This window comes from Paenibacillus sp. J31R34 (assembly GCF_059383715.1).
The window spans coordinates 380,502-395,070 of the sequence record NZ_JBXENU010000007.1 but is presented as its reverse complement, the minus strand read 5'-3'; the positions used below and the strand labels follow the sequence as shown (position 1 = coordinate 395,070).

13 protein-coding genes are annotated in these 14,569 nt (G+C 49.4%); all 13 read left to right on the top strand.

The window, feature by feature from the left end:
* Positions 1 to 51: 51 nt before the first annotated feature.
* The 13 genes from AC50YG_RS21120 to AC50YG_RS21060 all read left to right on the top strand — a co-directional run bounded on the left by AC50YG_RS21120 (position 52) and on the right by AC50YG_RS21060 (position 14,560).
* The gene (locus AC50YG_RS21120) at positions 52 to 1,797 is read left to right on the top strand and encodes an ABC transporter ATP-binding protein (RefSeq protein WP_494829303.1); all 1,746 of its coding nucleotides are present in this window, start codon (positions 52 to 54) and stop codon (positions 1,795 to 1,797) included.
* Positions 1,790 to 3,619 carry an ABC transporter ATP-binding protein gene (locus AC50YG_RS21115; protein ID WP_494829301.1) on the top strand — a complete coding sequence of 610 codons (1,830 nt, stop codon included), beginning with the start codon at positions 1,790 to 1,792 and terminating at the stop codon, positions 3,617 to 3,619. Before AC50YG_RS21120 ends, AC50YG_RS21115 begins: the two co-directional genes overlap by 8 nt.
* A gap of 148 nt (positions 3,620 to 3,767) precedes the next feature.
* Positions 3,768 to 4,535 carry a VWA domain-containing protein gene (locus AC50YG_RS21110; protein WP_341281459.1) on the top strand — a complete coding sequence of 256 codons (768 nt, stop codon included), beginning with the start codon at positions 3,768 to 3,770 and terminating at the stop codon, positions 4,533 to 4,535.
* 171 nt (positions 4,536 to 4,706) lie between these two features.
* Positions 4,707 to 5,309: a TerD family protein gene (locus AC50YG_RS21105; protein WP_341281460.1), complete on the top strand. Its 603-nt coding sequence runs from the start codon at positions 4,707 to 4,709 to the stop codon at positions 5,307 to 5,309.
* 36 nt (positions 5,310 to 5,345) lie between these two features.
* Entirely contained in the window at positions 5,346 to 5,921 is a 576-nt protein-coding gene (locus AC50YG_RS21100; RefSeq protein WP_341281461.1) for a TerD family protein, read from the top strand.
* Positions 5,922 to 6,060: 139 nt separating this feature from the next.
* A complete protein-coding gene (locus tag AC50YG_RS21095; RefSeq protein ID WP_046228830.1) occupies positions 6,061 to 6,639 on the top strand; it encodes a TerD family protein in 579 nt (192 codons plus the stop codon).
* A complete protein-coding gene (locus AC50YG_RS21090) occupies positions 6,636 to 8,006 on the top strand; it encodes a TerD family protein (RefSeq protein ID WP_494829298.1) in 1,371 nt (456 codons plus the stop codon). Before AC50YG_RS21095 ends, AC50YG_RS21090 begins: the two co-directional genes overlap by 4 nt.
* Positions 8,007 to 8,024: 18 nt before the next feature.
* Positions 8,025 to 8,765 (top strand): TerC family protein, encoded by a 741-nt coding sequence (locus AC50YG_RS21085; protein WP_473762339.1) that lies wholly within the window; start codon positions 8,025 to 8,027, stop codon positions 8,763 to 8,765.
* Between the two features lie 157 nt (positions 8,766 to 8,922).
* Entirely contained in the window at positions 8,923 to 10,128 is a 1,206-nt protein-coding gene (locus tag AC50YG_RS21080) for an HpcH/HpaI aldolase/citrate lyase family protein (protein WP_494829296.1), read from the top strand.
* Positions 10,073 to 11,506, top strand: coding sequence for a phosphoribosyltransferase family protein (locus tag AC50YG_RS21075; protein ID WP_494829294.1), 1,434 nt, complete (start codon positions 10,073 to 10,075; stop codon positions 11,504 to 11,506). The genes AC50YG_RS21080 and AC50YG_RS21075 overlap by 56 nt, the downstream gene beginning before the upstream one ends.
* Positions 11,503 to 12,684 (top strand): cysteine protease StiP family protein, encoded by a 1,182-nt coding sequence (locus AC50YG_RS21070; RefSeq protein ID WP_494829292.1) that lies wholly within the window; start codon positions 11,503 to 11,505, stop codon positions 12,682 to 12,684. The genes AC50YG_RS21075 and AC50YG_RS21070 overlap by 4 nt, the downstream gene beginning before the upstream one ends.
* Positions 12,681 to 13,532, top strand: coding sequence for an HAD family hydrolase (locus AC50YG_RS21065; RefSeq protein WP_494829290.1), 852 nt, complete (start codon positions 12,681 to 12,683; stop codon positions 13,530 to 13,532). The genes AC50YG_RS21070 and AC50YG_RS21065 overlap by 4 nt, the downstream gene beginning before the upstream one ends.
* A complete protein-coding gene (locus tag AC50YG_RS21060) occupies positions 13,529 to 14,560 on the top strand; it encodes an ATP-grasp domain-containing protein (protein WP_494829288.1) in 1,032 nt (343 codons plus the stop codon). The genes AC50YG_RS21065 and AC50YG_RS21060 overlap by 4 nt, the downstream gene beginning before the upstream one ends.
* Positions 14,561 to 14,569: the final 9 nt, after the last annotated feature.

Genomic DNA, 14,569 nt, shown 5'->3' with positions numbered 1-14,569 from the left:
AATGAATACTATAGTGGTAAATAGTTAGTCGGCAAAGGAGTGATGTGCAGAATGAAAAAAGGGCGGATTTTAGTCGATTTTCTAAAGCAAAGCTGGCCTTTATATGCGGTTGCCGTTCTGCTGCATGTCGCATCCAGCATCATTCAGGTGTTCTTCCCGCAGGTGCTGGGAAGGTTTACGGATGCGCTGCAAAATAACGGTTTATCAAGCGGGCTTATTCAAAAATACAGCCTGCTGCTGCTCGCCATTGGCGCGAGCTACGTTGTGCTGGCTTGCGCTGCGCAATTTCTCATCATGTACATTGGCAGACGCTTTGAGCGATTGACGCGCGGCAAGCTGTTTATGCATTTTACAGGACTCAGTGAACGTTTTTATTCGAAAAATGGCGTCGGCAAGCTGCTGAGCTATGTCGTCAATGACGTCACTGGAGTGAGGGAGTCGATCTCGATGGGCGTCAATCAGACGGCCAGTGCGGTGACGCTGTTTTTCGCCGTCGTGACGATGATGCTTTACAGCGGCATCCCGCTGTTTTTGCTAGCCTCGTCCATTGTGCCGCTGCTGCTGATCCCGTTCATTGTAACGAGATTCGGTCCTGTCATTATGCAGCGCTCCAAAAAGGTGCAGGCCTCGCTCGCCACGATGACGGAATCAGCGGAGGAGCAGTTCGGGGGCATACGCGTCACCAAGAAGTTTGCTGTTGAATCGGTCATGAATGAGCGTTTTTTCACAACGGTGGATCAAATCAAGGACAACCAGCTTCGTCTGGTCCGGGTATCATCGATTTTTCAGGCAATCATTCCATTTCTCGGCGCGTTATCTTTAATTATAGCAATTTCGTTAGGCGGCTACTTAACGGTGAACGGCGAGCTGTCGCTGGGGCATTTTGTGGCATTGACGCTTTACATACGGATGCTCATGAACCCGCTTCAGCAGATTGGCACCGTTATTAATACGATGCAGCGTTCCCGCGCTTCACTGGAGAGGCTGAACGAGCTGCTGTCAGAGACGCCGGACATTCAGGAAAGCAAGGCTGCCGCTTCGCTTGATTTGCAGGGCAAGAGCATTCATGTTGAGGGACTGTCTTTTACTTATCCGGGGGCTCGCGGAGCTGCGCTGCGGGATATTCGGCTGGATATTCGTCCGGGTATGACGATTGGCATCGTAGGGGCGACAGGCAGCGGCAAGACAACGCTGATGAAGCTGCTCCTGCGCACCTATGAGGCGCCGAGAGGCACCATTCGTTTTGCTGAGACGGATATTCGCGACATTACGCTGGAGAGCCTGCGCAGCCAAATTGGCTATGTGCCGCAGGATGGTTTTCTATTCAGCACCTCTATTCGCGATAATATTGCTTTTTCGGATCGGGGGCGAGAAATGGACGCTGTTGAGGAATCAGCAAAGCAGGCTCAAATTTTTGAAAATATAATGGCGTTTCCCGAGCAGTTCGAGACGAAGCTCGGAGAACGGGGCGTGACGCTGTCAGGCGGACAGCGCCAGCGAACGAGTCTTGCGAGAGGCTTCATTAAGCAGGCTCCGCTTATGATTTTGGATGACAGTGTAAGCGCAGTCGATGCTGTAACCGAGACGGAAATTATGAATACGGTACGCAGGATGCGCAAAGGAAAAACGACGATTATTGTGGCCCATCGCATTAGTGCGATCAAGCATGCCGATCAAATAATCGTCATGAAGGGCGGGACGATAGCGCAGCAGGGAACCCATGCCGAGCTGTCGGCGAAGCCGGGCTTATACGCATCGCTGTGTGCGATTCAGGAAGAGGGGGAAGCAGATGGCTAATTCCATTCGCAATTGGGAGGCTGACCAGAGGGCTGAGCGGCAAACGGGCGAAAACCAGCCGAAGCCGGATATAAAATATGTGTCGGCATTCCGGGCGCTGTCTTCCTTTGCTAAACCCCATAAATGGAGCTTTGCGCTGATCTTCTTCTGTACGCTGCTGGCTATAGCTGCAGAGTTGCTCCAACCTTATCTGGTGAAAGTGATAATTGATGATCATCTGATGGCGGGCAAGGGAGAGTATCGTGCCATTATCGGCATAGGAGCTTTGTATCTGGGCTTAGCAGCAATGAGCCTGCTGTTCACTTATTTGCAGAACAATATGCTGCAATACACAGGGCAAAGCATTGTGGCGAAAGTCCGCAAGCAGCTGTTCGAGCATATTTCCAAGCTGTCGATGTCGTATTTTGACCGCACCTCAAGCGGGAGCTTGATTACCCACGTATCCAGCGATACAGAATCGCTGAATCAGCTGTTCAGCCAAGTGCTTATGAGTGTGCTGCGCGATGGCATGACGCTGGTGTTCATTATATTTTTGATGTTCCAGCTGGATGCACAGCTTGCGCTTTACTGCTTGCTTCTGCTGCCGATTATCGCGGGCATCGCCATTGGTTTTCGTTCTTATATGCGCCGGACCTATCAGCGTGCGCGCACGCAGCTCTCCCGGCTCATAGCTTTTACTGCTGAAAATTTAGCAGGCATGAATCTGATTCAGGTTTTTCATCAGGAGAAGGAGCAGCAGCGGGAGTTTACGGCGCGCAATGAAGACTATTTTCGGGCTAATATGAAGGAAGTGAAGACGCAGGTATGGTTTCGCTGCTCCTTTGATATATTAAGCAATCTGTCAATTGCTTTCGTTACGTGGCTTGGCGGCATGGCGGTGCTGAACAAGCAAATGGATTTCGGCGTGCTTTACGCGTTTATTACGTATATCCGTCTGTTTTTCCAGCCGCTTAATACGATTACGCAGCAGTGGAACACGCTGCAATCGGCGACGGTTGCGGTTACCCGCATCTGGGGCATATTTGCGCTTAAGCCGGAGGTGGAGAACCAGGCGAAGCCGCATGCGCTTGCGAAAGCGCACGTACGTGGCGATATCGAATTTGACCATGTTGTATTTGGTTATGGGCAGCGGCCTCCTGTCATTCAGGGCTTATCGCTGCGTATCCGGGCAGGGGAGCGAATTGGCATCGTCGGCACGACTGGTGCAGGTAAAAGCTCGCTGATCAGCCTGCTCTGCCGTTTCTATGATGTTCGCTCTGGCGGCGTGCGAATCGACGGCACGGACGTACGCGATATGGAGCAAGCGCAGCTGCACCGCATCGTTGGCCTCGTGCAGCAGGAGCCGTATCTTTATTCGGGCAGTGTGCTGGATAATGTGCGGCTGTTCGATACAGATATTGATGAGGATACGGTTATCGAAGCATGCCGCCTGGTTGGAGCGGATGCAATTATTCAGCGCATGAGCGATGGCTATAATACGCGGCTGTCCGAGCGGGGAAGCGGCTTGTCCGCCGGTGAGCGGCAGTTGATTTCTTTTGCCCGAATTATCGTATTTCAGCCCAAAATTCTCATTCTCGACGAAGCGACGGCGAATCTTGATTCGTACAGCGAGCAGCTGCTGGAGCAGGCGCTTGCGATCGTATCGAAGGGGCGGACGACGATTATTATCGCCCACCGCCTTTCTACAGTAATGAAGGCCGATCGCATTATTGTCATGCGCAAGGGCGAAATTGCCGAGCAGGGCACGCATGCAGAGCTGGTGAGACGGCATGGCTATTATGAAGAGCTGTATCGCCATTCGCGGGGAAAAGTATTCGCTTGAGCTGATTAAATCGTTCGGAAAATGGGTATGAATAGCAGGTATGTGTTTTGTGCGGAAAAAGTAAAAAACTAGCAATGGACTATGGGATTTTTGTCATTTTATATTAGATTTGATATAGTTAATAGTATCAAGCTAAGGAGGGATCTCTTTGAGTATTGATCTAAGGAAGCAAGCGGAAGACCATTTAATTGATTTGAAGAAGAAAGCAACGATTTCCTTAACTAAGCGGGGGCTGAATGGGCAGGTTGCCCGAGTAGCAGCCGTGTTCGATATTTCCGGCTCAATGACTAATTTGTACAGAAGCGGCATTATTCAAAAAACGGCGGAGCGCGCGCTTGCGCTTGCGATGAATTTTGATGATAACGGTGCGGCGGATGTATTCGCATTCGGACTGAGCAACCATGAAATTGGGGAAATATATCAAGCGAATTTTTATCAATTTGTAGAGCGGGAAATTACGAGCAAGCACAAGCTTGAGATGGGCACGCAATATGCGGGCGTCATGAAGCAGATCGCGGACTTTTATTATCCAGGGGCGCTGAAGCTTACTCGCAAGGGTGGTTTTCTCGGCTTGGGCAGCCGGACGGAATATGAAATAGATGCATCCAAAGTTAAAAATGATCCGCCCGTGTATGTCCTGTTTTTCACAGATGGGGACAACTCTGACAAAGAGGAGACGCGCGAGCTGATTCGCGGCTTGTCACGCCTGGGGATCTTCTTCCAGTTTGTCGGCATTGGCAATGAGCGCTTCTATTTCCTAGACGAGCTGGACAACCTGGATGGCCGTTATATCGACAACGCGAATTTCCTCAAGGTGAAAAACCTCGATAAAATTTCCGACGACGATTTGTATGACAGCCTGCTTGTTGAATTCCCAACATGGCTTAAGGAAGCCAAAGCCAAACAATTATTCTAAATAAATGACAGGTTAATCCAGCCTATTCTTCCCTTAATAAAATCTTTATACGATTCGCTAAAATTCTCTGAAACTTGTTGGGCACTACATCCGTAGAAAAGGTAGAATGAAAACGAAAGCCACAGATGACGAAGCTGCTTCGCCTGATGTGGGAAGGAGGTGACCTCGAACATGAGTATTAATCTGGTTAAGGGACAGAAGATCGATTTGACCAAAGGAACCTCCGGTCTTACCAAGCTTATGGTTGGTCTTGGCTGGGACCCAGCGGTGGAAGAGAAGAAAAGCTTTTTCGGAATGGGACGGAAGCAGGCGGCTAACATTGACTGTGATGCTTCGGCACTGATGCTGAATGCTAATGGAAAGCTGGCAAGCCGCGAAAGCCTCATCTGCTTCTATAATAAGCAAAGTGCCTGCAACTCGGTCATTCACTCGGGTGATAATATCACGGGTGAAGGCGATGGTGATGACGAGCAAATCGGCATCGATTTGGCGAAAGTGCCAGCCGATGTGGAGAAAATTCTAGTCGTTGTCAACATTTATGAAGCTGAAGCAAGAAAGCAGGATTTCGGCATGATCCGCTCGGCTTATATCCGGGTCTTAAATGCAAATAATATGCAAGAGCTGGTAAAGTTTAATTTGACGGATAATTATTCCGGCATGACCGCTCTGATTACAGGTGAGCTTTACCGTCACAATGGCGAATGGAAATTCAATGCCATCGGTGAAGGAGCTCAAGCGCCACATATTGATATTTTGGCGGCGCGATACAAGTAATACCCATCCCATATAAATGAAAAGAGGTCTTTGACAATGGCAATTAACTTATCCAAAGGTCAAAAAGTAGACTTGACGAAAACAAACCCAGGACTTTCCAAAATTTTGGTAGGCCTAGGCTGGGATACAAACAAATATGACGGTGGAGGCCAATTTGACCTCGACGTATCGGTATTCCTCTTGGCAGCTTCGGGTAAAGTAGAAGGCGAGAAAAACTTCGTATTCTACAACAATACATCCAATGAGAACGGTTCCGTCGTACATACAGGCGACAATCGTACCGGCGAAGGCGACGGAGACGATGAGCAAATCAAAGTCGAACTGGCAGCTGTGCCTGCAAATGTAGAAAAAATAGCTTTCGCTATTACGATCTACGATGCAGAGACGCGCAACCAGAACTTTGGTCAAGTTTCCAATGCGTACATCCGCATTGTGAACGAAGCTAGCAGTGAAGAACTGATCAAATTCGATTTGGGTGAAGATTTCTCCATCGAAACGGGCGTTGTTGTAGGCGAACTGTATCGTCACAGCGGCGAATGGAAATTCAGCGCAGTCGGCAGCGGCTATAAAGACGGCTTGGGCGGTCTGGCTCGCGACTTCGGCTTGAACTAACCTTTAAGAGCATACAAGCAGGGGCAGGTCCTCTTTTCTCGCGTGCAATGTGGCGGGAGGGGAGGGCAAGCCCCTTTACAGCTTTTTTCTAACGTTCCAACCTCTATCACTTAACTCTTCTAGAAAGCGGGGAAATCATATGTCTATTAACTTGTCTAAAGGCCAACGTATTGATCTCACAAAAACAAATCCAGGATTGACCAAAGTAGTTGTCGGTCTGGGCTGGGATACGAATAAATATGCAGGCGGCAGCGAATTTGACCTTGACGCTTCTGCATTTTTGCTCCATGCTGATGGAAAGGCCAAGGGAGCCGAAGATTTTATTTTCTACAATAATAGAGAAACATACGGCGGGGCTGTGCTGCATACTGGCGACAACCGTACTGGCGAAGGTGAAGGGGACGATGAGCAAGTCGTTATCGACTTCAGCAAAGTTCCAGCACATATCGTGCGTATCGGCATTACAGTTACGATTCATGATGCTCCTGTGCGCCAACAAAACTTCGGTCAAGTGAGCAGCGCTTTCGTACGAGTAGTTAATGAGGCGAATAACAATGAAGTGCTTCGTTTTGACCTTGGTGAAGAATTTTCGACGGAAACGGCAGTTGTATTCTGCGAATTTTACCGCCATGAGAACGATTGGAAATTCCAGGCGATTGGAAGTGGCTTCGCTGGCGGTCTAGCCGATCTTTGCCGTAATTACGGCCTAGAGGTATGACGGTAGCGCTCGTAAAGGGGCAGAAAGCTGATGTAACCAAGTCTAATCCGGGTTTGACCCGGATTACGGCTGCCCTGGGATGGTCAGCCCCTTCCTCCTTCGAAATCGATACTTCCGCGTTTTTGCTAGCTGCAGGCGGAAAGGTGCGAAGCGACAATGATTTGCTGTTTTACGGCAATCCATCAAATGCTTTTTTATCGTATGTCGAATCGCCGGGTGGCAATGACCGCAAGCAGTTCAAGATCGATCTTTCCCGTACCGATGCTGCGATTGAGAAAATTGCAATTACGTTGACGATTTACGATGGCGATAAACGGAATCAGCAGTTTAGCGGAGTAGCCGGCCTATACATACGCTTCCTGAATGAAAGTACGGGCCAGGAGATTATTCGTTATGACCTGCGTGAGCCGTTTTCGGTGGAAAATGCAATTGTCATCGGTGAGCTATACAGGTACAATCAGGAGTGGAAATTTAATGCGATAGGGGCCGGATATTCCGGCGGACTGAAAGACTTATGCGGAAGCTATGGCATTGAGGTAAAGGAAGAGCCCAAAGCTCCTGCTGCGCCAACTCCTCCTCCTGCGCCGCCAGTACCACCTGCACCGCAGACGTCTTCTGCACCACGAAATCCGCTTATTCCGCCAGCGCCTCCTAAGCCACAGGAGACGCAAGGCTCGCGTATCGTTATTCCACCAAGGCCTGGCTCTACGCCTGCCCCTGCACCATCTGCTCCTGCTGCTTCGCAGCAGCCGACTTCAGAAGCGACGAAAATCAATTTTTCTAAAATTGAGCTGAAAAAGAAGGGCGACGTCATTAATCTGACGAAGCAAAGCGGCGGTTTGGGTGAAATTTTGGTAAACCTCAATTGGAACCAAAAGGCCGGCAGCGGATTGTTCAAACGTACGGGCATTGATCTTGACCTCGCTTGCATGTATGAGTTGAAAGATGGCAGCAAGGGCGTGATTCAGGCGCTTGGCAACAGCTTCGGTTCCCTGAACAGAGCGCCATACGTCATGCTGGATGGCGATGATCGGACAGGCTCAGTAACGACGGGTGAAAATATCCGGATTAACGGAGAGAAAATTAAGGAAATCAAACGCTTGCTCATTTTCACCTTTATTTACAAAGGGGTGACGCGCTGGTCTGAGGCTGACGGAGTCGTCACGCTTAGCCAGCAAGGCGGCCCGGATATTATCGTTAAGCTGGATGAATACGATAATGGACAGGCGATGTGTGCCATTGCGATGATTACGAATGTGAACAATGAAACGTTCAGCATTGAGCGGATTGTTCGGTATTTTGAAGGACATCGGAAGCTTGATAGTGCTTTCGATTGGGGTCTCAGCTGGGTTGCAGGAAGCAAATAAAATGGAGGTTAGAATGAAGTGGACTGGCTATCGAATTTTTTCAAAAGCATAGTGGAGAACTACGGGCATTTCTTTGATTGGAATGCAGTAGTAACTACCCTCTCCGACCCTGTCAGCTGGGGAATTATTGGAACACTGATTATATTGGAAGGACTTTTGTCCGCCGATAATGCGCTCGTGCTTGCGGTTATGGTTAAGCATTTACCGAAGGAACAGCAGAAGAGAGCTTTGTTTTACGGTATTTTGGGCGCTTATATTTTCAGGTTTCTGGCGATTGGCTTTGGTACGTATTTGGTTACGTTCACAGCCGTCAAATTCCTAGGCGCAGCTTATCTCTTGTACATCGCTTATAAAGGATTGTTCAAGGGCGGCGGCGAAGACAGTGTTGAAAACAAAGGGCAATCGTTCTGGAGAACGGTTATCGCTGTAGAATTAATGGATATTGCATTCAGTATCGATAGCGTTATCGCGGCATTTGGCGTCAGCAAGGAAGTATGGGTATTGTTCCTTGGCGGTATTCTTGGCGTTCTGATGATGCGCGGCGTGGCCCAAGTATTCCTCAAGCTGATTGAGAAAATTCCTGAGCTGGAAAAAACGGCATTTTTCCTCATTGCGTTAATCGCAGTTAAGATGATTTTGGGGGCCTTCCATATCGAAATCCCTCATCTCTACTTCTTCGCCCTAATTGGTATTCTGTTTGGGGGTACAATCGTACTAAGCCTGATGAGACAAAAGAAGGGTACTTCAAACAGCAACTAGACCATGTTTAAATAGCGGTTTATGCGGGTAATGATCCCTTAATCCCTCCTGGTTAAAGGGGGGATTATTTTTTTTATGAGTAGATCGCGTATTTGGCGATCGGGGCCGAGTAATTGGAACAGTGTCGATTACTGGAATGAATCAGGAGGAAACCGGAATGCGATACTTTGATTATTTTACCTGGGAGGAAGAAGAAGCGGTTTTCTTCTCGGCACCTACCCCATTCGATCATACGACGGAGCGGGAGCTTCTCGCTTATGCCGTCGGAGCTGCTTTGTATTGTCCGGCTACCCGCCAAACGATTTCCGAAGATATTTTAAACCGCAAGCATGAAGGTTTGACGACGATGGTCATTGACCTGGAGGATGCGGTTGGCGACCATTTGGTGGAAATGGCAGAGGAATCTCTGCTGCAGCAGATTTTCCGGTTATCCTCATTTTTGAAAATAGGCTCGTTATCGCGTGATCATCTTCCTCTCCTGTTCATTCGCATTCGCAGCGCGCAGCAGCTTGCCCGCATTATCGAGCGGCTGGAAGAAAAGATTAGCCTGATTACCGGCTTTATTTTTCCTAAATTTACGGCAGCAAACGGTGAAGCTTATTTTAGTCAAATTGCGGATTTTAACTCTCAGCAGAGCGAGGGGGCACCCGTGCTTTATGGGCTGCCTATACTAGAGACGCCTGCTATTATTTATCGAGAGTCTCGCATGGAGGAATTGCTGGCGATTAAGCAGCTTCTGGATCGTTATCAGCGTTATGTACTCAACGTCCGTATTGGAGCAACAGACTTCTCCAGCTTGTTTGGGCTGCGTCGCAGCAAAACGATGACGATATACGATATTTTGCCTGTTCGCGATTGTATGGCGGATATTATCAATATATTTGGACGAATGGATTCCTCTTATGTTATCTCGGGACCGGTATGGGAATATTTCTCAAGCAGCAAGCAGGCGCCTGTTCCTTCGCTGTTTCCTTTGCAGCCGGAGCAGCTGTCTGGAAGAGGCGAGCGTTGGCCTTTACGGCATTCGGCGGCACCGGAAACGGATGGTTTGCTGCGTGAGGTCATGATGGACAAGGAAAACGGCATTATTGGCAAAACCATTATTCACCCGTCGCATATTCGGCCGGTGCAATCCCTCTATGCAGTTACGTATGAGGAATATATTGATGCGCAAAGCATTATTGCTAGCCATAATGGCTATATCGGCGTACTCAAGAGCGATTATGCCAATAAAATGAATGAAGTGAAACCCCATATGAATTGGGCTAATCGAGTCATTGCAAGATCAAAAATATACGGGGTGCTGCATGAAGAACAACATTTTATCGCCTTACTCGCAAGCCAGGAGCAAGCATACGTATAACATTGTAGATGATCTTAAGGTTACGGTAACGGTGACAGCAAACCCATTCGGATTATCGCCGGATACGCTGTTTGCTATGGCAGCGCGGATGAACAAGAAGCGGGCCTTTCTGTTTGTCAGCAAAGTGCTGGGCAAGCATCTGCCTGTTAATCCTTATACTTCGCTGCTAAGCGGCGCGGCTTTGTCTCTGCTGCTTTATAAAAGGTACGCCCAGGATGAGCAGCAGCATATTTTGGCTAATGAACTGCTTGATGCTGCCATCGAAGGTTTGACTAGACCGGAGCGGTCTGAGCAGGTTTATCATCAAGTGATTGACGCAAAGCTTAAGCTGCCTGAACAGGCGCTGTTCATCGGTTTTGCTGAAACAGCAACTGCGCTTGGTCACAGCATGTTTCGCGTGTTCGGTGCGGATTGTACTTATCTTCACACGACCAGGGAGCAGATTCCGGCGATGGAATCGCTCATTAGCTTTGAAGAGGAGCATTCCCACGCGGTGGCACATCGCTGCTACGCCTTGGATGCTGCCTTTTTTAACGGTAACGAGCCGATCGTTCTCGTCGATGATGAGCTCACGACTGGTAAAACAGCCTTGAATATAATACGGGATATCCAAAGGCAATTTCCCCGTCAACAATATATAGTAGCGTCACTGCTCGATTGGAGAACAGAAGCGGATGAGCAGCGTTTTGTGGAAGCCGCACAGGAGCTTGGCGTATCGATTGAAGTATTGTCGCTAATGAAGGGCGCTATCGAGGCGAAAGGAAGCTCACCCGAGCAGGTAGCGGCCAGTGCGCAGACGCAGGCTGAGACGCCAGCAAGCGGTCGCCTGAATAAAGTGTATTTGGACGAGCTGTTCGAGCTTGCGTCCTACAGCTCGGTTGATTCAGCGGGAGTGGTGAATGCCTCGCCTTATGTGGCAGGAACGGGACGCTTCGGCATTCAGTCTAGCGATAATGGAACGCTTGATGCAAGCATTGCAGAGACTGGGGCTCAGCTAAGAAGCATGCGGGTGGGCGAGCGCACATTATGTCTGGGTACGGGCGAGTTTATGTATATACCGATGCGAATAGCGGCGGAGCTGGGGCAAGGTGTATTTTTCCATTCAACGACGAGAAGCCCGGTTCATCCGATTGACAAGCCTGATTATGCGATTAAGTCGGGACAAGCGTTTCCATCACCGGAAGATGAGCAGGTGCGGAACTTTTTTTATAATGTCGGTGTCTCGCAATACGACGATTGTTTTATTTTTGCAGAGCGCGATTGGTCAGAGGAACGTTTTGCTCCTTTACTGTCGGCGCTGCATACATGCGGATTTGGGCAAATCAACGTCATTATTTGCGGTCCATCAAAGGGCAGTCACAAGGAGGAAATGGCATGAGCAGAAGCTTGCTTGAACAACGGTTGCAAAAACCGATTGGAGCTCCGAAGCCACTTGGCAGTTATAAGCCTTCTGACGTCGTTTTTCTATTGAAGGATTTGAGCGATGTGCAGCTGGAGCGGGGTACGGAGGATCGTGAGGAAGCGATCCAATCCGGCGTGCATTATTCGGAAATGCTGCCCGTCGAATATCAGCCAACACCGGAATACATTCGGTTGTTTCACCAGACATTGACGGAGTCTGCGCAGCGGGTAGCACTTGCTGCTGGCATCGTTGCCGAACAGGTAGTAGCGCGCAGCGGCAAGCACACGGTACTTGTTTCTTTAGCGAGAGCGGGCACGCCAATTGGCATTCTTATGAAGCGCTACATAGCAGAGACGTGCGGGCTCGATGTGCCGCATTACAGCATCTCTATTATCCGTGGCAAGGGCATTGATGAAAATGCGCTGCTCTACATTTTGCAGCAGCATGGGCCCGAAGCGAAGCTTCAATTCGTCGACGGCTGGACGGGTAAAGGAGCGATTACACAGGTGCTGATTGAAGCCTGCCGAACCTTTAAACAGAAGTATGGGATCGAGCTGGATGCGGAGCTGGCAGTACTTGCCGATCCTGCCTGCAGCTCAAGTATATTCGGTACCCGCGAGGATTTCCTCATTCCGAGTGCTTGCCTTAATTCTACCGTGTCTGGGCTGATGAGCCGCACGGTATTGCGGGGCGATATTATTGGGCCGGATGATTTTCACGGAGCGAAGTTTTATAAGGAATGGATGAAGGATGACCTATCGAATCATTTTATCGATACGGTATCCGCCTATTTCAGCCAAATATCGCAGCAGGCAAAGCAGGAAGCTGTAAAGCTGATGGATGAGAAGGCAGTGGCAACCTGGCAGGGACTGAAAGATATTAAGGCTATTCAGAAGCTTTACGGCATCGAGGATATTAATTTAGTCAAGCCGGGCGTGGGGGAGACGACACGGGTGCTGCTGCGCCGGGTGCCTTGGAAAATTCTCGTTGATCGTCTGGACAACCCGGGGCTCCAGCATATTTTGCTGCTGGCAAGCGATCGCGGTGTTCCGGTAGAAGTATTTCCCGAATTGACTTATTCCTGCTGCGGCATTATTAAACCGAAAAATAAAAAGGCGGATATTGCTGCTTCCGCCGAGGAGGAAGCTGTATGATTTTCGCCAGTGATCTTGATCAGACGCTCATTTATTCCACGAGATCGATGGGGCTGGATGGTGCGGAGGGCTCAGGGCTTGTGATGCCCGCAGAAACGAAAGATGGTCAAGTGCTGTCGTATTTTTTGACGGAAATGCTTCCGCTGCTGCAAGCTATTGCGAGGGAGGTTCATTTTATACCGGTGACGACCCGGACGATGGAGCAGTACAACCGGATTGAGCTGTTCCGCGAGCATATAGCGCCAACGTATGCGGTCACAAGCAATGGCGGCAATATTTTGGTAAATGGGGTGCGTGACGAAGCATGGAGCATGCATATCCAAAAGCTTATTGCGGCTAGCGCGGCTCCAGCCGCGGAAATTCAAGCGATTTTCGATGAGGTGGCCAGTAGCGACTGGATTCACGGCGCGCGTTATTGCGACGAGCTTTTTTACGCCTACGTCATTGATCGGGAGCGGATGCCAGTAGAGCAGGTTAGCCTTGCTGTGGAACGAATTACGGCGCTAGGCTGGAAAGTATCGGTTCAAGGACGCAAAATTTATCTCGTGCCAAATGAGGTGAGCAAAAGCGCGGCGCTCTTGCATTTGAAGCAGCAGCTTGGCGCGACGGTCGTTGCTGCCTCCGGTGATTCCTTGCTCGACCAGTGTCTGCTTGATGCGGCAAGTCATGCCATTGCTCCAAGACACGGCGAGCTGTTTCGCCAAGAGCAGCGTGAGCCGGGAAACATGGCTTACACCTTTACAACGAATTCGGGCATTATGGCTTCGCAGCAAATTTTGGACTTTGTATCGACCGTCATGGCTGAGTTTAAGACAGCAGCGGCATTTGAAAGGAAGGCAAACGTATGAGCAACGTAACAAAAGTATGGTTCAACCGCTGGTTTTCAGTCGCTTATCATTATATGAATGCGATTCGCAATAATAGTGATGGTGCAGCCTTTGAGCTGTACGGCACGCATGCCGATCCGAAGCATATGTCGCTGCAAGCTTGCGATGTGGCGGAGGTTGAGCCTTCTGTCAAAGGCGAGGCTTACGTTGATTTTTGCATTGAATTCTGTTTGAGGCACAAAATAGATGTGTTCGTTCCAAGGCTGAATATGCTGGATATTGTGAAGAGCATCAAGCGTTTTGATGAAATAGGCGTTAAAGTTGTCGTTTGTCAAGATGAGGAGCTGCTCGGCAAGCTGATGGTCAAGGATCAGTTTTATGAATCGGTGAGCGAAAGCGGCATTATGGTCATTCCCGATTATCATGTCGTTTCAACGGCAGAGCAGTTTAAGACAGCCTACGACGATTTGGCTTCAAAAGGGCATCGCGTTTGCTTTAAGCCAACGGATGGCGAAGGCGGACAAGGCTTTCGCATCATTGACAATGAGCGCGACAAGCTGGCGGATTTGTTCGGCTCGGTTTCACGCGCGCTGTCGTTTGAAGAGGTGTACCACACCTTATCGACTGTTCCGCAGTTTGGCGATTTAATGGTAATGGAGCTGCTTGACGGGTTTGAATACAGTATTGATTGCCTAGCTGCGCCAAATGGCGAGCTGCTTGCTGCAGTTCCGCGCCGTAAAGCGGGCGGACGTCTGCGCCTGCTGGATCATGTGCCGGAATTAATGGAAATTGCCCAGAGGGTTTCAGAAACGTACAAAATCCCTTACAATTATAATATACAGATGAAATACAAAAATGGAGTGCCCAAGCTTCTGGAGATTAATCCGCGGATGTCTGGCGGTCTCCATGTTTCCTGTCTGAGCGGCATCAACTTTCCTTATTTGGCGGTCAAGCTGGCGCTAGGTGGAACGGTGGGCAAGCTGACGCCTGAGTATGGCGTGCTTGCCAGCCATGTTGAGCAGCCGATGCGAATGACAGCATTCGAATAGAAGCGAGTG